The organism is Kocuria oceani (genome assembly GCF_029524215.1).
Lineage (GTDB): Bacteria > Actinomycetota > Actinomycetes > Actinomycetales > Micrococcaceae > Kocuria > Kocuria oceani.
Map to the genome: position 1 here is coordinate 36,651 of NZ_JARAMH010000003.1, position 19,239 is coordinate 55,889.

Annotated in this window: 15 protein-coding genes; 8 read left to right on the forward strand and 7 right to left on the reverse strand. The window is 74.5% G+C overall.

Annotated elements, in window-relative coordinates:
• The first annotated feature begins 171 nt into the window (after positions 1-171).
• The 4 genes from PU704_RS03895 (at position 172) to PU704_RS03910 (ending at position 2,690) form a co-directional block, all read left to right on the forward strand.
• The gene (locus PU704_RS03895; protein ID WP_047804399.1) at positions 172-627 is read left to right on the forward strand and encodes an FHA domain-containing protein; all 456 of its coding nucleotides are present in this window, start codon (positions 172-174) and stop codon (positions 625-627) included.
• Positions 628-636: 9 nt separating this feature from the next.
• On the forward strand, positions 637-1,383 hold the full coding sequence (gene ftsR, locus PU704_RS03900) for a transcriptional regulator FtsR (RefSeq protein WP_047804398.1): 747 nt from the start codon (positions 637-639) through the stop codon (positions 1,381-1,383).
• Position 1,384: 1 nt separating this feature from the next.
• Positions 1,385-1,909, forward strand: a complete 525-nt coding sequence (locus tag PU704_RS03905; protein WP_047804397.1) for a bifunctional nuclease family protein — start codon at positions 1,385-1,387, stop codon at positions 1,907-1,909.
• Positions 1,910-2,087: 178 nt separating this feature from the next.
• Positions 2,088-2,690 (forward strand): MerR family transcriptional regulator, encoded by a 603-nt coding sequence (locus PU704_RS03910; RefSeq protein WP_277550251.1) that lies wholly within the window; start codon positions 2,088-2,090, stop codon positions 2,688-2,690.
• A 9-nt stretch (positions 2,691-2,699) separates the two neighbouring features.
• Here the strand turns inward: PU704_RS03910 and PU704_RS03915 are convergent, their stop codons facing one another.
• Entirely contained in the window at positions 2,700-3,488 is a 789-nt protein-coding gene (locus PU704_RS03915; RefSeq protein ID WP_277550252.1) for a ParA family protein, read from the reverse strand.
• Positions 3,489-3,850: 362 nt separating this feature from the next.
• Between PU704_RS03915 and PU704_RS03920 the strand changes: the two genes are divergently transcribed.
• Positions 3,851-7,303, forward strand: a complete 3,453-nt coding sequence (locus PU704_RS03920; RefSeq protein ID WP_277550253.1) for a pyruvate carboxylase — start codon at positions 3,851-3,853, stop codon at positions 7,301-7,303.
• Between the two features lie 79 nt (positions 7,304-7,382).
• On the opposite strand, the gene PU704_RS03925 is transcribed toward PU704_RS03920, so the two are convergent.
• Positions 7,383-8,753: a phenylacetate--CoA ligase family protein gene (locus tag PU704_RS03925; RefSeq protein ID WP_277550254.1), complete on the reverse strand. Its 1,371-nt coding sequence runs from the start codon at positions 8,751-8,753 to the stop codon at positions 7,383-7,385.
• Positions 8,754-8,840: 87 nt separating this feature from the next.
• Here PU704_RS03925 and PU704_RS03930 point away from each other — a divergent pair, with 87 nt between their 5' ends.
• Complete coding sequence (locus tag PU704_RS03930) at positions 8,841-10,298, forward strand: mycothione reductase (RefSeq protein ID WP_277550255.1); 1,458 nt, start codon at positions 8,841-8,843, stop codon at positions 10,296-10,298.
• Positions 10,299-10,319: 21 nt separating this feature from the next.
• Here PU704_RS03930 and PU704_RS03935 read toward each other — a convergent pair whose 3' ends face one another.
• The 3 genes from PU704_RS03935 to PU704_RS03945 form a co-directional block, all read right to left on the reverse strand.
• Positions 10,320-12,224, reverse strand: coding sequence for an AMP-dependent synthetase/ligase (locus tag PU704_RS03935; RefSeq protein ID WP_277550256.1), 1,905 nt, complete (start codon positions 12,222-12,224; stop codon positions 10,320-10,322).
• A gap of 90 nt (positions 12,225-12,314) precedes the next feature.
• Entirely contained in the window at positions 12,315-12,740 is a 426-nt protein-coding gene (locus PU704_RS03940) for a hypothetical protein (RefSeq protein ID WP_277550257.1), read from the reverse strand.
• On the reverse strand, positions 12,737-13,582 hold the full coding sequence (locus PU704_RS03945; RefSeq protein WP_047804390.1) for an alpha/beta hydrolase: 846 nt from the start codon (positions 13,580-13,582) through the stop codon (positions 12,737-12,739). The genes PU704_RS03940 and PU704_RS03945 overlap by 4 nt, the downstream gene beginning before the upstream one ends.
• Positions 13,583-13,728: 146 nt before the next feature.
• On the opposite strand from PU704_RS03945, the gene PU704_RS03950 reads away from it, so the two are divergent.
• Both PU704_RS03950 and PU704_RS03955 read left to right on the forward strand, forming a co-directional pair.
• Positions 13,729-14,580, forward strand: a complete 852-nt coding sequence (locus PU704_RS03950) for a lysophospholipid acyltransferase family protein (protein WP_277550258.1) — start codon at positions 13,729-13,731, stop codon at positions 14,578-14,580.
• A 42-nt stretch (positions 14,581-14,622) separates the two neighbouring features.
• Complete coding sequence (locus PU704_RS03955) at positions 14,623-16,017, forward strand: class II 3-deoxy-7-phosphoheptulonate synthase (RefSeq protein ID WP_082157493.1); 1,395 nt, start codon at positions 14,623-14,625, stop codon at positions 16,015-16,017.
• A 42-nt stretch (positions 16,018-16,059) separates the two neighbouring features.
• On the opposite strand, the gene pknB is transcribed toward PU704_RS03955, so the two are convergent.
• Together pknB and PU704_RS03965 are read right to left on the reverse strand one after the other, a co-directional pair.
• The gene (gene pknB / locus PU704_RS03960; protein ID WP_277550260.1) at positions 16,060-17,892 is read right to left on the reverse strand and encodes a Stk1 family PASTA domain-containing Ser/Thr kinase; all 1,833 of its coding nucleotides are present in this window, start codon (positions 17,890-17,892) and stop codon (positions 16,060-16,062) included.
• Positions 17,893-17,937: 45 nt separating this feature from the next.
• On the reverse strand, positions 17,938-19,122 hold the full coding sequence (locus PU704_RS03965; RefSeq protein ID WP_277550261.1) for a lytic transglycosylase: 1,185 nt from the start codon (positions 19,120-19,122) through the stop codon (positions 17,938-17,940).
• Positions 19,123-19,239: the final 117 nt, after the last annotated feature.

The window sequence follows — 19,239 nt, forward strand, 5'->3', positions numbered from 1 at the left end:
CACGGCGACCGGGACGCGTCCCGGCCGCCGTGTCCCGTCGCCCCCACCCAGTACACTGAGAACTGCAACCGGGTGGCTCCGGCCGCTCCCGGGAAACCCCCGGGACAGGCGGTCGCGGGGTCGGGATCCCACGGGATCCGCCAACCATCACGTCACCAGTCGAGGGAAGAGATGTCCAGAACCCAGAACGGCTCGAACGCACCCCAGGGGGAGCCGGAGACCACGTCGATCCAGATCGTGGCCGAGGTCCTCTCCCTCGCCGCTTCCCACAAGCTCTCGCCGGAGGAGAACGCCGCGGTCTCGGCCCTGCCCCCGCGCAGCGCCCTGCTCGTCGCCCACGACAGCGGAGGCACCGGTTCACGCTTCCTCCTGGACCGGGACGAGGTCCCCGCCGGACGCCACCCGTCCTCGGAGATCTTCCTGGACGACGTCACCGTCTCCCGCCGGCACGCGCGGTTCGTCCGCCGCGGCGACACCTTCGAGATCATCGACTCCGGGTCCCTCAACGGGACCTACGTCAACGGGGACCGGGTGGACAGCGCGACGCTCGACAACGGCGACGAGGTCCAGATCGGGAAGTTCCGGTTCACGTTCTACCGTTCGCTGCGCACGCAGTCGGACCAGTAGAAGGGAGCCATGGCCGACCCCGCCGAGACCGACCTGCACCGGGACGACGTCCAGCACGAGCCCCGGGTGGGCATCAGCGCCGTGCTCAAGGAGCTCGGCGCTGACCACCCGGGCATCACCGCCTCGAAGCTGCGCTTCCTCGAGGACAAGGGTCTGGTGCACCCGGCCCGCACCGCCTCGGGCTACCGGAAGTTCTCCCGGGCCGACATCGAGCGGCTGCGCCGCATCCTGGAGCTCCAGCGCGACCGCTACCTCCCGCTGAAGGTCATCCGGGAGCGGCTCGACGCCGACGCGACCTCGCAGGACGACGGTGATCGGCGGGTCCCGGAGGCCGCGGACCCCGTGACCGCCCCCATCCCGATCGTCCCCGCACCGCCCGCGTACAGCCTGCGCGAGCTGGCCGGGCGCACCGGGGCCGGGATCCCCCTCGTGCGCGAGCTCGTGAGCTACGGGCTGATCCGGGAGCAGAACGGCGTCTTCGACGACCACGCGCTGGCGATCACCCGCGCGGCCCTCGCCCTCACGGCGCACGGCCTCGAGCCGCGGCACCTGCGCCCCTTCAAGGCGGCGGCGGACCGCGAGCTCGGCCTGGTGGAACGGGCCGTGGCGCCCCTGAGCTCCCGCCGCGACGCCGCCTCGCGCGCCCGGGCCGTCGAGCGCGCCCAGGAGATCTCCGGACTGTGCCTGACCATCCACACCTCGCTCGTGAGGTCCGAGATCGCCGCGCTCCAGGAGCGCGCCGCGGTGGAGCACTGACATGGCCGTGCACCAGGTCCTGATGGAGATCGCCGGGGTGCGGATGGACGTGCCGTCCGCGCAGCCCGTCGTGGTGCTGCGCGAGGTGGAGGGCGGGCGGCACCTGCCGATCTGGATCGGCACCAACGAGGCGACCTCGATCGTCTTCGCGGTGCAGGGCATCGAACCGCCCCGGCCGCTGACGCACGACCTGCTGCTGTCGGTGGCCACCGCCTTCGGGCGCACCCTCACCCGGGTGCGGATCCACACGGTCGAGGAGGGCGTCTTCCACGCGGCCCTGGAGTTCTCGGACGGGACGGTGGTGGACTCCCGCGCCTCGGACGCGATCGCGCTGGCGGCCCGCACCGACTGCCCCATCCTGTGCACCGAGACCGTCCTGGACGAGGCCGGGCTCGTGATGAGCGGGGACGGCGAGCTGCGGGAGCCGTCGCACCGCTCGGGCGAGGGCGAGCAGCAGCTGCCCCCGGAGACGCAGGTCGAGCAGTTCCGCGACTTCCTGGACAACGTCGACCCCGAGGACTTCTGAGCGCCGAGCCGCGGGGCACGCCGACACGGAGGCGGGGCGGCGGATGTCTTTGACCCCGTCACCGGGGAGGTCTAACGTCGAAGCAGTACTCGAGGTGTCCCCCGGGGGGTCCGGACGTCTCGCCCAGAGCATGTCCTGCCGGTGCCGCGAGGACCGGACCCACGAACGAGGAGGCGGCGTGAGCGACCCTGAGCAGCCCGGCGGGCCGGCCGGTCCCGACCGTCCTCCGGCCCACGGCACCCAGGGCGTCCTCTTCGACGACTCGGTGGTCCGGGACGAGTCCGTGGGCTACCGCGGGCCCACGGCGTGCAAGGCCGCGGGCATCACCTACCGGCAGCTGGACTACTGGGCGCGGACCGGCCTGGTGGAGCCCACCGTCCGCGGCGCCTCCGGCTCCGGGACCCAGCGGCTGTACAGCTTCCGGGACATCCTGGTGCTCAAGATCGTCAAACGGCTGCTGGACACCGGGGTCTCCCTCCAGCAGATCCGCACCGCCGTCGGCGCGCTGCGGGCACAGGGCGTCGAGGACCTCGCGCAGCTCACGATGATGAGCGACGGCGCCAGCGTCTACGCCTGCACCTCCCCGCACGAGGTCATCGACCTGGTCCAGGGCGGCCAGGGGGTCTTCGGCATCGCCGTGGGCCGGGTGTGGCGCGAGGTCGAGGGCACCCTCGCGGCGATGCCCGGGGAGCACACCGGGCAGCCGCCCGCCCCGCCCGAGCGTCCCGCGCCCGACGACGAGCTCTCGGTCCGCCGGGCCCGCCGGCAGAGCGCGGGCTGAGGCCCGGGCTCAGGCCGGCCGCTCGAGCAGGCCCTGGAGGATCGCCGTGAAGCGCCCGGCCAGGTCCTTGGCCTCGGAGCCGGGCCAGCGGTGGATCGGCCAGGCCGCACCCTGCGCCTGCTGCCACACGGGCAGGTCCGGGAGCACGGGGCTGACCAGCAGCGGCCCGAACAGCTCCCCGAGCTCCTGCAGCCGGTGCCGGTGCTCCACCGAGGCGTGCCGGACCTTGTTCACCACCACTCCGGCGGACGGCACCGCCCAGCTGCGGCTCTGCTCGAACTGGGCGATGGCGGTCATGGTGCGCTTCGTCCCCGCGACCGAGAACAGGGACGGCTCCGCGACGGAGAGGACCTTGTCGCTGGCGGCCCACGCGGTGCGCGTCAGGGCGCTGAGTGTCGGGGGGCAGTCGACCAGCACCAGGTCGTAGCCGGAGATCCCCGCCAGAGCCCGTTCCAGCCGGCCCAGGTCCTTGTCCCGGTACTCGGAGCGGTCGAGGTAGGACGAGCGCGCGGAGCCCGGGGCCACGTCGAGGGCCTTGGCGTCGAGGCCCTCGCGCACCGCCCAGGCCGAGGCCACGACCACGCGCTCGAGGGTTCCCCGGCGGGGCCGGCGCAGTGCCCCGCCCACGTCGTGGCCGCGCGCCGGCTGCACGCCAAGCCCGGTCGTGGCGTCCGCGTGGGGGTCGAGGTCCACCACGAGGGTGGGCACGCCCGCCCGGAGCGCCGCGGAGGCGATCCCGAGGGTCACCGAGGACTTGCCGACACCGCCCTTGAGGCTGCTGACGCTGACGATCTGCACGGAGGGGGCACCCTTCGTTCGCTGGAGGACGGGGGAATCAGGGGCAGCGCCTCCTCGTGACCGGGATCGGGGGCCGCGGCGAGGAGACGGTCCGGGCCCATCGTAGCCGGGCACGCGAGCCCGGCCCCGGCGCGGCGCGGAGTCATACGCGATCCGGCGGTCCGCCCCGCGCCTCGGGGGGGAGTACCCTGACCACGGACGCGCGCTGTGACGACGGTCACAGTCCGTCCCGGTGCGGCGTGGTTCACTGGTCAGGGGCGCCCGCGGGTGGCCATGCTGACCGTGTGCCCGGAGGGGCACGACCTTCGAAGAAACAGTGCCCGGGTGTCCGCCGGACGGCCCCGGGCGCGGGACGGGTGTAGATGTTCTCCAAGATCCTGGTGGCCAACCGCGGTGAGATCGCGATCCGTGCCTTCCGCGCCGCGTACGAGCTCGGGGCCAAGACGGTGGCGGTGTTCCCGTACGAGGACCGCAACTCGATCCACCGGCAGAAGGCGGACGAGGCGTACCGGATCGGGGAGGAGGGCCACCCCGTGCGGGCCTACCTCGACGTCGAGGAGATCGTCCGGGTCGCGAAGGAGTCCGGGGCGGACGCCATCTACCCCGGCTACGGCTTCCTCTCCGAGAACCCGGAGCTGGCCCGGGCAGCGGCCCGGGAGGGCATCACGTTCGTGGGCCCGGCCGCGGAGATCCTGGAGCTGGCGGGCAACAAGGTCGCGGCGCTCAAGGCCGCCAAGCGCGCCGGGATCCCCACCCTGGCGTCCACGGAGCCGTCGGCGGACGCCGAGGCGCTGCTCGCTCAGGCAGCGGACATCGGCTTCCCCATCTTCGTCAAGGCGGTCGCCGGCGGCGGCGGCCGGGGGATGCGCCGGGTGGAGACCCCCGAGGCGCTGCCGGAGGCGCTGGCGGCGGCCATGCGCGAGGCCGACACCGCCTTCGGGGACCCCACGGTGTTCCTGGAGCAGGCGGTGCTGCGCCCCCGCCACATCGAGGTGCAGATCCTGGCGGACAACGAGGGCGAGATCGTCCACCTCTTCGAGCGCGACTGCTCCCTGCAGCGCCGGCACCAGAAGGTCGTGGAGATCGCCCCGGCCCCGAACCTCGACGAGGGCATCCGCCGGGCCCTGCACGCCGACGCCGTGAAGTTCGCCCGGGAGCTGGGCTACGTCAACGCCGGGACGGTGGAGTTCCTGGTGGACACCGCCGGGGAGCGCGCCGGCCAGCACGTGTTCATCGAGATGAACCCGCGCATCCAGGTGGAGCACACGGTGACCGAGGAGATCACCGACGTCGACCTGGTCCAGTCCCAGCTGCGGATCGCGGCCGGGGAGTCCCTGGCCGACCTCGGCATCGCCCAGGAGCAGCTGGCGGTGCGCGGGGCCGCGCTGCAGTGCCGGATCACCACCGAGGACCCGGCCAACGGCTTCCGCCCCGACGTCGGGAAGATCTCCGCCTACCGCTCCGCCGGCGGGGCGGGAGTGCGCCTGGACGGGGGCACCGTCTACGCGGGTGCCGAGATCTCCCCGCACTTCGACTCCATGCTCGTGAAGCTCACCTGCCGCGGCCGGGACTACGCCACCGCGGTGCACCGCTCCCAGCGCGCCCTGGCCGAGTTCCGCATCCGCGGGGTGGCCACCAACATCCAGTTCCTGCAGGCGGTGCTGGCCGACCCCGAGTTCCTCGCCGGGGACGTGGCCACCGACTTCATCGAACGGCGCCCCGAGCTGCTCGAGGCCAGGACCTCGGGAGACCGGGCCACCAAGGCCCTGACGTGGCTGGCCGAGGTCACCGTGAACCAGCCCAACGGGGAGCGGGTGGAGGGCATCGACCCGCGCAACAAGCTGCCCCGCTACCCGGGGGACAAGGTCGAGGAGCCCTTCCGCTCGCCCTTCGACGGGCCCTCCGAGCACACCCCGCCGCCGGGCTGGCGGCAGAGGCTGCAGGAGCTGGGCCCCGAGGGCTTCGCGAAGGCCCTGCGGGAGCAGTCCGCGGTGGCGGTGACGTCCACGACCTTCCGCGACGCCCACCAGTCGCTGCTGGCCACCCGGGTGCGCACCCGCGACCTGCTCGCCGCGGCCCCGGCCTACGCCCACACCCTCCCGCAGCTGCTCTCGGTCGAGGCCTGGGGCGGGGCGACCTACGACGTCGCGCTGCGCTTCCTCGGCGAGGACCCCTGGGAGCGGCTGCGGCTGCTGCGCGAGGCGATGCCCAACATCCCGATCCAGATGCTGCTACGCGGGCGCAACACCGTGGGCTACACCCCGTACCCCACCGAGGTCACCGACGCCTTCGTCGCGGAGGCCGCCGCCACCGGGGTGGACATCTTCCGCATCTTCGACGCGCTCAACGACGTCGAGCAGATGCGCCCGGCCGTCGAAGCGGTGCGGGCCACCGGCACCGCGGTGGCCGAGGTCGCCCTGTGCTACACCGGCAACCTCCTGGACCCGGCCGAGGACCTCTACACCCTCGACTACTACCTCGACCTCGCCCAGCAGTGCGTCGACGCCGGCGCCCACGTGCTGGCGATCAAGGACATGGCCGGGCTGCTGCGCCCGGCCGCCGCCGCCGCGCTCGTCACGGCCCTGCGGGAGCGCTTCGACCTGCCCGTGCACCTGCACACCCACGACACCGCCGGCGGCCAGCTCGCCACGCTGATGGCGGCGATCGACGCCGGGGTGGACGCCGTGGACGTCGCCGAGGCCTCGATGGCCGGAACCACGTCCCAGGTCCCGGCCTCGGCGCTGATCGCCGCGCTGGCCCACACCGACCGCGACACCGGCATCCCGCTGGAGGCCGCCACCGCGATGGAGCCCTACTGGGAGGTCATCCGCCGGATGTACGCCCCCTTCGAGTCCGGGCTCACCGCCCCGACCGGGCGGGTCTACCGGCACGAGATCCCGGGCGGGCAGCTGTCCAACCTGCGCCAGCAGGCCATCGCGCTGGGGCTGGGGGAGCGCTTCGAGGCCATCGAGGACATGTACACCGCCGCGAACGCCATGCTCGGGCGGCTGGTGAAGGTCACCCCGTCCTCCAAGGTCGTCGGCGACCTCGCGCTGCAGCTGGTGGGCATGGGCGTGGACCCGGCCGAGTTCGAGGCCCAGCCGCAGAAGTTCGACATCCCGGACTCGGTCATCAGCTTCCTGGCCGGGGAGCTGGGCACGCCTCCGGGCGGGTGGCCCGAGCCGTTCCGCACCCGGGCGCTGGAGGGGCGCACCGTCAAGGTGGGGATCACCGAGCTGGCCCCGGAGGACTCGCAGGCCCTGGCCGGGGACTCCGCGACCCGGCGGGCGACGCTGAACCGGCTGCTCTTCGCCGGCCCCACCCGCGACTTCGAGGCCAGCCGGGCGAGGTACGGCAATCTCGCCCTGCTGCACACCCGGGACTTCCTCTACGGTCTGACCCCGGACCACGAGCACGTGATCTCCCTGGGCAAGGGGGTGCGGCTGCTCGTCACGCTGCAGGCGATCTCGGAGGCCGACGACAAGGGCATGCGCACGGTGATGGTCACGCTCAACGGCCAGCCGCGCTTGATCGAGGTCCGGGACACCTCGGTCGCCTCGGCCGTGCCCGAGACCGAGAAGGCCGACCCCGCCGACCCCGGCCACGTGGCCGCTCCCTTCGCCGGCGCCGTGACCGTGACGGCGGCCGAGGGGGACACCGTGGAGGCCGGGGCCCAGGTGGCCACCATCGAGGCCATGAAGATGGAGGCCTCCATCACGGCCCCCACCGGCGGGACCGTCAAGCGCATCGCGCTCCAGGGGGTCGCGCAGGTCTCCGGCGGGGACCTGCTGCTCGTCCTCGAGCCGGCGGGCTGACGCGCCCCGCCCGGGCGGGCGGCCGGCGCGTCCGGGCAGCCCGCCGGGGCGCCGGCCTGGGCCGGGCGGTGCGCCCGGCTCAGGCCGACCACACCTGGCGGAACTTCCCGGAGGGCTCCGGGCGGGGCGGCCCGGGAGCGTGCCGGACGCCGACCGCGCCCAGTCCCCGGTCCGTGAGGAAGGCGCGCACCCGGGCCTCCACGGCCGCACGCACCCGCGCCGGATCGGCGCCGGGCTCCGGCTCCAGCCGCAGGACGAGGGTGTCCGGGGCGGTCCGCACCGCCTGGAACCGCCGGACCCCCGGGGTCTCCTCGACGACCGTGCCCAGGGCCAGCGGCAGCACGGGCACCGTGCGCCCGTCGGCCGACGCGAAGCGCAGGACGTCCCCGGCGCGCCCCTCCACCCGCACCGCGGGCAGCGGGCTGCCGCACGGGCAGGCCCGGAGCTCGACGCGGTCCCCGAGGTCGTAGCGGATGAGGGGCTGCACCCGGTTGCCGAGGTCCGTCACCAGCACGGTGGCCGAGGCGGTGCCCGGCGGCACGGGGTGGCCGGCCTCGTCGACGGGCTCGAACAGGTACCGGTCGGCGTTCACGTGCAGCGTCCCGCGGTGGCACTGCACCGCCAGGCCCGGCGCCTCGGAGGCCGCGTACTCGTCGAGGACGGGGCACCCGAAGGCGGCCCGGATCCGGCGCCGGGCGGCCGGGGTGAGCGTCTCCCCGCCCACGGCGACCAGCGCCGGGGCGATCCGCAGCCGTCCGCCCGCCTGCTCCGCGGCGAGCAGGCCCACGACGCTCGGATACCCCACGAGCACGGTGGGGCGGAAGGCGTCGAGCTCCGCGGCGAGCTCGGGGAGCGGCCGCAGGACGGAGAGCACGCGCAGCCGCTCGCTCGGGCGCGGGCCCCGCCGCCGCAGGTCCTCGGCGGCGGTGACGGCCGCGAAGTGCCCGCCCGTGGCCAGTAGCGCGGCCACGCGCAGGCCGTGGCGGGCCACCGGGGCGAGCACGTCCCGGCGCAGGAGCGTGCGCCGCGCCCGGACCCCCAGCACCGCACCGGCGCTCGACCACGACCGGTGGTCGTGCACCAGCACCGCGGGCTCCCCGCTGCTCCCGGAGCTGGTGAGCACGTGGTACCGGCCGAGGTGGGGGACGCCCACCCGGGCCGGGTCGGCCAGGACGTCACGGCGCAGCGCCGCGAGGGTGAGCCGCGGGTCCGTCACCCACTCGTCGAAGTGCTCCATGAGCTGCGGCTTCGCCACCGGCGGCAGCAGCACCGGGTCCGTCACGTCCGGCGGCAGCGCGCGGTAGAGCCGCCGGTAGTAGGGCGACGCCCGGCGGGCGTGCCGCACGAGCGCGGCCAGGCGGACCTGCTGCCGGTGCGCGACCGCCGCCGTCCCGGCGTGCTCGGCCCACCAGGCGTCCCACGCCGCCCCGGCCGCCGCGGCTGTCGCCATCGCATCCTCCGTGCCCCTGCCCGTGCTCGTGGTCCCAGGGTAGGACCGGGCGGCCGGGAGGGCACGGGAGCCGCATAGGATGGCGCCATGCGGACATTCGACCTCATCATCATCGGCTCCGGCTCCGGCAACTCGATCCTCAACGAGGACTACGAGGGCCTGGACGTGGCGATCGTCGACGGGGGGACCTTCGGGGGCACCTGTCTGAACGTGGGCTGCATCCCCACGAAGATGTACGCCTATCCGGCCACGCTGGCCCGGCACACCGCCGACGCCGACCGGCTCGGGGTCCGCGCGGCGGTGCAGGACGTGCGCTGGCAGGAGATGCGGGACCGGATCTTCGGGCGGATCGACGCGATCTCCCAGGGGGGCCTGGACTACCGCCGCACGCTGCCGCAGGTGACCGTCTACCAGGAGCACGTGCGCTTCATCAGGCCGCGGGTCCTGCGCACCGCGTCGGGGGAGGAGATCACCGCCCCGCAGATCGTGGTGGCCTCCGGGTCCCGTCCGGTCCGCCCCAACGTCCCCGGGATCGACCTGCCCCAGGTGCACACCTCGGACACCGTGATGCGCATCGACGAGTTGCCCCGTCGCGTGGTGGTGGTCGGCGGCGGCTACATCGGCGCCGAGTTCGCCCACGTCTTCTCCAGCCTGGGCTCGAGGGTCACCCAGGTGAACCGCTCCCAGCGCCTCCTGCGCTACCACGACCCCGAGATCGCCGAGCGGTTCGCCCGGGAGGCCTCCCGGCAGTGGAAGCTGGAGACGGGCTGGGCGCTGTCGGCGATCGAGGAGTGGGCCGGGGACGAGTGCGCCGCGATGGTCACCTTCCACGACCCCGAGGACCCGGAGCTCACCCTGCGCCTGCCCGCCGACATCGTGCTCGTGGCCACGGGTCGGCAGCCGAACACCGACGTGCTCGACGCCCGGGCGGGCGGGCTCGACGTGCGCGAGGACGGCCTGCTCGCCGTCGACGAGTACCAGCGGGCCCTCTCGGACGGGGCGCCGGCGGAGGGCGTGTGGGCGCTGGGCGACATCAGCTCCCCGTACCAGCTCAAGCACGTGGCCAACGCCGAGGCGCGCACGGTCCAGCACAACCTGCTGAACCCCGGCGACCTCCGGGCCACCGACCACCGGTTCGTCCCCTCGGCGGTGTTCACCAGCCCGCAGATCGCCTCCGTGGGCATGACCCAGGACGAGGCCGAGCAGTGGGCGGTCGAGCACGGCACCGAGATCACGGTGAAGGTGCAGGACTACGGCGCCACGGCCTACGGCTGGGCGATGGAGGACCACACGGGCCTGTGCAAGCTCATCGCGGAGAAGGGCACGGGCCGCCTGCTGGGCGCCCACCTCGTCGGGGAGGAGGCCTCCCTGCTGATCCAGCCGCTGGTGCAGGCCATGTCCTTCGGACTGGACGCCCACACGATGGCCCGGGGCCAGTACTGGATCCACCCGGCCCTGAGCGAGGTCGTGGAGAACGCGCTGCTGGGCCTGGAGGTCCCGGAGCACTCGCCGCTGGCCCGGCAGGAGCTGGTCGGCGGCCGGTGACCCCACCGGCCGCCGGACGGCTCAGCCCTCGCCGCGGCCCGGCAGGTGGGCGTGGGAGAGCTTCTCCTTGATCCGTTCCGCCGGGGTGGCCGGGGCGGGGGCCGGCTCCGGGGCCGGCCGCGAGTAGATCTCCTCGATCCGGTCCGCGAAGTCCTGGGCGATCCTCGCCCGCTTGATCTTCATGGACGGGGTCAGGTGCCCGGAGGCCTCCGTCCAGTCGACGTCGAGGATCTCGAACGAGCGGATGCTCTCCGCCCGGGAGACCGCCTTGTTGGCGTGGTCGACGATCTCCTGCACGTGCTCCACGATCCTCGGGTGCCGGGCGGCCTCGGCCAGCGGCATCGCCGGGTCCAGGCCCATCAGCTCCAGGCGCGCGGGCAGCACGTCCTGGTCCAGGGTCACGAGGGCCGCGACGAACGGGCGGTCGTCGCCGACGACCATCACCTGGGAGACCACGGCCGACGCGCGGATGGGGTCCTCCAGCACGTTGGGCACCACGTTCTTGCCGCCGGCGGTGACGATGATCTCCTTCTTCCGCCCGGTGATGGTCAGGGCGCCGTCCTCGTCCAGGGAGCCCAGGTCGCCGGTGCGGAACCACCCGTCCTCGAACGCGGCCGCGGTGAGGTCCTCACGCCCGTGGTAGCCGCGCATCACGTGGGTGCCGCGGACCAGGACCTCCCCGTCCTCGGCGATCCGGACCTCGTTGCCGGGCAGCGGCAGGCCCACGGTGCCGATCTTGCCGACCTCCGGGGTGTTCACGGCGATCGGTGCGGTGGTCTCGGTCAGCCCGTAGCCCTCGACCACGTAGACGCCGATCCCGTTGAAGAAGTGGCCCAGACGGGTCCCGAGGGCGGCCCCGCCCGAGACGGCGTGCGTGACCTCCCCGCCCATCGCCTCGCGCAGCTTGGCGTAGACGAGCCGGTCGTAGAGGGCGTGCCGGGCGCGCAGCAGCGGCAGCACCCGCCCGGACTGCTGGGCCCGGGAGTACGAGACGGCCGTGCGCACGGCCCGCTCGAAGATCAGGGCCTTCGCCTTCCCGCCCTTCTCGGCCTTCAGCCGGGCGCTCTGGTAGATCTTTTCGAACACCCGCGGCACGGCGAGGATGAACGTGGGCCGGAAGGACTCGAGGTCCCCCATGAGGTTCTTCACGTCCGGGGTGTGGGCCAGGACGGTGCCCGAGTAGAGGGCGATGACCTCCACGAAGCGCGCGAACACGTGGGCCAGCGGCAGGAAGAGCAGGGTGCGGGCGCCGGGGTGGATGATGTCCGCCACCACGAGGGTGGTGTTCTCGCACAGGCGCACGAAGTTGCCGTGGGTGAGCTCGCAGCCCTTGGGCGGGCCGGTGGTGCCGGAGGTGTAGATGATCGTGGCGACGTCCTCGAGCCCCCGGGACGAGCGCCGCGCCTCGAGCTCCTCGTCGGGGACGCCCGCCCCGGAGGCGATGAGCCCGTCGAGGTCGGCGCCGGTGCCGTCCAGGCGCCAGACCCGCTCCGCGGCCGCGAACGGCTCCTCCCGGGCGGCCTCGACGACGGCCCCCTCCAGGGCCTCCGTCTCGACGAAGACGGCCTTGGCGTCGGAGTCGGCCATGATCCACCGGATCTGCTGGGCCGAGGAGGAGTCGTAGACCGGGACGGGGACCGCACCGGCGTACCAGATCGCGAAGTCCACCAGGGTCCACTCGTACCGGGTCCGGCTGAGGATGCCCACGCGGTCCCCGGGCTCGATGCCCGCCGCCACGAGCCCCTTGGCCACCCCCTGCACCGCGGTGCAGAACTCCCGGGCCCGGACCTCGCGGGCGGCTCCGCCCGGGCCCAGGACCGTGTACAGGTGCGGGTCCCCGTCCCGTTCGGCCTGCATCAGCAGGAAGTCCGTGATGCTGCGGTGGGCGGGCGGGTCCACGAGGGCGTCGGTGGCGACGTGGCGCATGGAGTTCTCCTCGGATCGGATGGCTTCGGATGGCTTCGGAAGGCTGTGGCGTTCCTCCCCAGTCTAGTGACTTCGCTCACGCAAACCGGCTCAGACGCGGGCGCCGTCGTCCAGGTCGTCGCGGTCCTCCGGCAGGGACGTCAGCAGGTGGACGATCGCCCCGACCACGGCCACCAGCCCCGCCACGACCGCCCACCACGGCAGCGACCCGGGCATCAGGCCCAGCACCAGCAGGAGCACCGGCACGCCGATCAGCACGGTCCAGGACAGCAGCGCCCCACGGCTGAGCCCCTGCGTGACCGGGCCGGGATCGGGGGAGTAGGGCGCGTCGTCGTCCTGCGCGTCCTCCCGGGCGTCGTCCGCGCCTGCGGGGGGCCCGCCGAAGACGGCCTCCTCGGGGGACCAGTCCCGGGGGCCGGCGAGGTGCCTGTCCCCGGCCCGGCGCACGTCCTCCAGCCCCGAGACGATCTCGGTCCACTCGTCCTCGGGCCCGGTCCCGCCGGGCCGGGCGCTCATCGTCCGGCTCCCGGGGCGGCGGGACGCCGGGGCACGCCGGTGACGGGGTTGCGCCCGGCCACGAGGTCGCCCACGAAGCGCACCGACCGGGCGTGCAGGACGTCCGCCTCCCGGTCCAGGGTGGCCACGTGGAAGCTCTCGGTCAGTCGCACGATCTCCACGTCCCCGCCCGCGCGCCGGAGCACGTGGGCGTGGGAGGCGTCGGAGACCACGTGGTCGTGCTGCGAGCGCAGCAGCAGCACCGGGGCTGTCACCGCGGGCAGGAGCCTGCGGGTCCTGGCCATGAACCGGCCCAGCTCCGCGACCCCCGCCACCGGGGTGCGCGGATAGGCGTGCTCGGTGACGCCCGGGATGCTGATGTCGTCCCCCACGGACGCCACGGAGGGCACCGCCCGGTGCAGGGCCGGGGCGAACCGCGCCGTGCGGCTGACCAGGGACAGCGCCGGGTTGAGGGCCACCACCCCGTCCACGGGCAGGAGCGCGGCGAGGTGCAGGGCCAGCGCCCCGCCCATGGACAGCCCGCAGACCACCACGACGTCGTGCCGGGCGCGCAGCTCCCGCACGTGCCGGGCCGCGTGGTCGCGCCACTGCTCCCACCGCACGCCGGCCAGGTCCTCCCAGCGGGTGCCGTGGCCGGGCAGCACCGGGCCGACGACCTCGGCGCCGGCCTCGTGCAGGGCGCGGCCCCACGGGCGGACGCTGAACGGGACGCCGGTGAAGCCGTGCAGGACGAGGACGCCCGCCGGGCCCTCGGCCCGGTAGCGGAAGGGCGTGGCGGGGGACTCGGCGGCCGCGGGCGCGGCCGGGGCCGGCGGGCGGTGGTCCTCGACGGGATGCGTCATGGGTCCATGATGGCAGGACGGGGCCCGGACCGGGCGCTCTGGCGCTCGCGGGCGCGCGGACGTGAGAGAATACCGGAGGCCGGACCCGGTCCGAGCGGCACGGACCCTCGCGACATCCCGATCAGCACGAAGGAGTCCCCTCCCACATGGTCTACATGTTCTTGAAGCGCTACGTCGTCGGACCCCTGGTCAACGTCGCCTTCCGCCCCGAGGTCCGCGGCCTCGAGCACGTGCCGAGCGAGGGTCCGGCGATCCTGGCCAGCAACCACCTCTCCGTCTCCGACTCGGTGTTCATGCCCGTGGCCGTGCCGCGCCAGGTGTTCTTCCTCGCGAAGTCGGACTACTTCAACAGCCCCGGTCTCAAGGGCCGGGTCATGGCCGCCTTCTTCCGGGCCATCAACCAGATCCCCATGGACCGCTCGGGCGGGCGCGCCAGCGCCACGTCCCTGAGCAACGGGGGGCGCAAGCTGCAGGAGGGTCAGCTGCTGGGCATCTATCCGGAGGGCACCCGCTCCCCGGACGGGCGGATGTACAAGGGGAAGATCGGCGTGGCCCGGCTCGCCCTCGAGACCGGCGCCCCGGTCGTGCCCATCGCGATGGTGGGCACCGACAAGGTGCAGCCGATCGGCGCGCGGGTGCCGCTGCCCCGCAGCAGGGCCCGGGTGGCCACGATCTTCGGGGAGCCGCTCGACTTCTCCCGCTACCGGGGCCGGCAGGGCGAGCACGCCCTGCTGCGCGAGGTCACCGACGAGATCATGCGCGCCATCCAGGCGCTCTCGGGCCAGGTCTCCGTGGACGTCTACGCGGCCGAGCACAAGAAGCGCCTCACGGAGCAGAAGCGCCAGGAGACCAAGCAGGCCGCCGCGGAGCTCGTGGGCACCGCCAAGGACCGGGCGCGCACCGCCGCCCAGACCGCCCGGCACGCCGCCGACTCCCTCACCCACCGCGACCGTCCCACAGCCGCGGACGACGACGCGTCCGGGACCACCGCACCCTGAATCCCCCGTCCGGGCCCGCCCCGGACGAGACCATAGGAAGACATGATGCTCGAGTTCACCGTTCCCGACAGCCTCCGCAACCTGGCCTCGCCCGTGCCCTCGGCGGCCGACTACCCCGGGCTGGACGACTGGCGCGAGCTGCCCGCCGACCAGCAGCCGACGTGGCGCGACCACCCGGAGTTCGCCACCGCCATCGGGGAGCTCAACGCGGTCCCGCCGCTCGTGTTCGCCGGGGAGGTGGACCAGCTGCGCGAGCGCCTGGCCGAGGTCGCCCACGGCCGGGCCTTCTTCCTGCAGGGCGGCGACTGCGCGGAGACCTTCGAAGGCGCCACGGCCGACCGGATCAGCGCCCGGGTCAAGACGCTGCTGCAGATGGCCGTGGTGCTCACCTACGGCGCATCCATGCCGGTCGTGAAGATGGGCCGCATGGCGGGCCAGTTCTCGAAGCCGCGCTCGTCCAACGACGAGACCCGGGACGGCGTCACCCTGCCGACCTTCCGCGGCGAGATGGTCAACGGCTTCGACTTCACCGAGGAGTCCCGGGTGCACGACCCCCGGCGGATGGTGCGCGGCTACCACACGTCCGCGTCCACCCTGAACCTCATCCGGGCCTTCACCACCGGCGGCTTCGCCGATCTGCGCCTGGTGCACGCCTGGAACATGGGCTTCACCACGAACCCCGCCCACGCCCGCTACGAGTCCCTGGCCCGCGAGATCGACCGGGCCGTGAAGTTCATGGACGCCTGCGGAGCGGACTTCGACGCGCTGCGCACCACCGAGTTCTACGCCGGGCACGAGGCGCTGCTGCTGGACTACGAGCGCGCGCTGAGCCGGATCGACTCCCGCACCCACCTGCCGTACGGGACGTCCGGGCACTTCCTGTGGATCGGGGAGCGCACCCGGGAGCTCGACGGCGCCCACGTGGACCTGCTCTCCAAGCTGCGCAACCCGATCGGCGTGAAGCTCGGCCCGAAGACCACCGGCGACGACGCGCTGGCGCTCATCGACAAGCTGGACCCGCAGCGCGAGCCCGGGCGGCTGACCTTCATCACCCGCATGGGGGCGAAGAACATCCGCGAGAAGCTGCCGCCGCTGGTCGAGGCCGTGGAGCGCTCCGGCGCGAAGGTCGTGTGGGTCACCGACCCCATGCACGGCAACACGGTGTCGCTGCCGTCCGGGTACAAGACCCGCAACTTCGACGACGTCGTGGACGAGGTGCGCGGCTTCTTCGAGGTGCACGAGGCGATCGGCTCCTTCCCGGGCGGCATCCACGTGGAGATGACCGGTGACGACGTCGCGGAGTGCCTCGGCGGCGCCGATCCCGTGGACGAGTCCTCCTTCGAGGACCGCTACGAGTCGCTGTGCGACCCGCGGCTGAACCACATGCAGTCCCTGGAGATCGCCTTCCTCGTGGCGGGCTACCTCTCCCGCCGCTGAGCGGGGCCGGACCGACGGGGCCGGGGCCGGACCGGCCGTCCGCTACAGGACGGTCAGGACGACCTCGGCCCCGTCCGTCGTCTGGGACAGCACGTAGCCGAAGGGGGCGCCGAAGCTCTCCTCGACCCGGGCGGTGAAGCCCGCCTCCTCGAGCGCCGGCACCGCCTCCCCGACGGGCCGGCCCACGACGTCGGGGGCGCTCTCGGCCCGTGGGCCGCGGGAGACGGCCAGGTCCACCGCCGAGCCGGCGGCGACCTCCGTGCCCGCCTCCGGGTGCTGGCCCACCACCGTGCCCGCGGCGGCGTCGTCGCTCACCGCCGTCCGCGCCCCGGCGGCCAGGTCGGCGTCGCCCAGGCGGGCGGCCGCGTCCTCCTCGCTCATGCCGACGACGTCCGGGGCGGTGACCTGCTCCGGTCCGGTCGAGACGAGCAGGACGACCTGCTCCGCCGGGCGCACGGTCGCGGACGCGGCCGGGTCGGTGCCGATCACCGTTCCGGCGGGTGCCGCCGGATCGGGGGTCTCGTGCACGGCCACGTTCCGGAGCCCGGCTCCGGCGAGGTACTGCTGGGCGAGCTCCGGTCCGGTGCCGCGCACCTCCGGCACGCTCACCGTTCCGCCCGGGCCGGTGCCGATCAACCAGCCCAGGAAGGCGGCCGCGGCCACCGCGAGCGCGGCCAGCGCCAGGTGCGCCGCCGCGCGCAGGGGGCGCCGCGGGCGCAGCTCGATCGCGGGCCGCCACGGGTCGGAGGAGCCGGCCGGGCGCGGCGCCGGCAGCGCCTCGGTCGCCGCGCCGGCGGGGCGGAGGGCCTCGGTCGGGTCCTCGCGCCGGCGCAGAGTCTCCGTCGGAGCCTGCTGCCGGCCGAGCACCTCGGTCCGGGTGCCGCCGGGGACGGGCGACCCGGCGGCACCCCGGCCCAGCACCTCGGTCGGGGCGCCGCCGGGGGTGGTCGTCCCGGTCCGGGCGCTGTCCGCGCCCGTCGCCCGCGGGACCGGTCCGCCGGTCCGCGGCGCGGGCGCGCGGTCGAGCTCCTCGGGGCGCAGGACCGCCCGGACCGCGCGCAGCTGCTCGAGCATCTCCCGGGCGTCCGCGGGGCGGTCCTCCGGGTCCCGGGCGGTGGCCCGGGCCACCAGCCGCGCCAGCGCTCCCGGGACACCGGGGTCGAGGGACCGCAGATCCGGCACCCTGCCCTCCGCATGGGCGTGGGCCACGGCGAGGGGGGCGCCCTCGAACGGGCGGCGCCCGCAGAGCAGCTCGAAGAGCACGATGCCGGCCGAGTAGACGTCCGCGCGGGTGTCCACCCGCTGCCCGGTCACGAGCTCGGGGGAGGCGTAGCCGACGGTGCCCAGCACGGTGCCGCTGCCGGTGTGCTGGTCGACCGCCCGGGTGAGCCCGAAGTCGGCCACGGTGACCCGGCCGCCGGTCGCGATCAGGACGTTCTCCGGCTTGACGTCACGGTGCACCAGCCCGGCGCGGTGGGCGGCGGCCAGCCCGTCCAGGGCGGCCTCCACCACCTCCAGCGCCTCGCGCGGGGTCAGGGCGCCGCGCCGGCGCAGCAGGTCCCGCAGCGTGGAGCCCTCCACGTGCTCCATGACGAGGTAGGGCACCCCGTCCGCCGCGTGGCCCTGGTCGAGCACGGACACCACGTGCGGGTGGGACAGCCGGGCGGCCGCCCGGGCCTCGCGCACGAACCGGTCCGCCGCCGCCGGGTCCTCGGCCAGGTGTGGGTGCATGAGCTTCACGGCCACGGTGCGCTCGAGGCGCGTGTCCACCGCGCGGTACACGGTGGCCGTGCCCCCGCGGGCGATCCGGGGTCCGAGCTCGTACCGGCCCTCCAGGAGGGACCCGGTCAGGTGGTCGGGGTGCGCGTGCTGCACGGGATCAGTCTAGAACGCGGCGCTGTGCGGCGGCTGGGCCGCGGCTCACGCGCCGAACGACCGGCGATGGGCCTTGACGCTCTTGACGTACTTCTTCGTGTCGTCGTACATCCCGTACTTCTTCACCCCGTGCAGGCCCTGGTAGTAGGCGGCGATGGCCACGTCGGTGCTGGGGGCGCTGCGGCCGAGCTGGCGGATGATCGCGACCCCGGCGGTGACGTTGTCCTGCGGGTCGAGCAGGTCCAGCTCGCGGCCGACGAGTCCGGACGCCCACGCGCCGGCGTCCGGGATGACCTGCATGGTGCCCACGGCGTCGGCGGGGGAGACCGCGCGGTGGTCGAACCCGGACTCCTGGTAGGCGTGGGCGAGCGCGAGGGCGGGGTCCACGCCCATCTGCACGGCGGTGTCGTGGACGATCCGGCGCATCTCCTCCCGGGACGGTGCCGGCCGGGAGGCCAGCTGCTCGTGGTGGCGGTTCGCGGAATCGACCACGTCCCGTTCGTAGGTCCGGCCGAGGAACGTGTCCCCGACGGCGCGCTCGGGCTCCGGCGCGGCCTTCCGCTCGGGCTCCGGGACGGCCGCGGGCCGGACGGCGCCGGCGACGGCCAGCTTCTGGCCGGGGCGCAGCAGCGAGCCGACGGTGAGGTCGTTGTCGTCCAGCAGCTGCTGGACCGACACGTCGTGGGACTGGGCGATGCCCCAGAGGGTGTCCCCGGAGCGCACGACGTGCTCGGTGGCCGCGGCGCGCGGCTGCGGTGCGGTGGGGGCCGGGTCCTCGGCGGCCCGGGGGGCCCGGGTCTCCGGAGCGGCCAGGCGGAGGGTCTGGCCGGGCCGGAGCAGGGCGGCTCCGGAGAGGTCGTTCCAGCGCATCAGCTCGTCGACGGCCACGCCGTGGCGCTGGGCGAGCGCCCACAGGGAGTCGCCGGGGGCCACGGTGTGCTCGGGGGGCGTGGAGGCCTTCTGCCCCAGCACCAGGGGCGCCGGGGCCACCTGCGAGGTCTGGGGCGGGGCGGCGTGGGCAACCGTGCCCCCGCCGAGGGCGGCCATGGCGGCCACGGCGGTCACCGCCGAGCCGGTCCTCGCGCGGCGGGCCCAGCGGGGGGAGCGGTCCTCCCGGGCCCCGCAGCCGCCGTCGGGGCCGTCGGTGGGCCCGGTGGCGGTGCGACCGGTGGTGGTGCGGTGCGGTGCGTCGTTCGGGTCGGTCGTGTCGCGCTCGGGGGGAAACGGCATGAAGTGGCTCTCTGACGCTGATCGGGGAAGAGGCGGAGGTCTCAGCGGTCTCCGCGGGTCCGAGCATACCGTGCGGGCCCCGCGTGGCACGGGCACCGGCGGACGTGGCACTCTGGG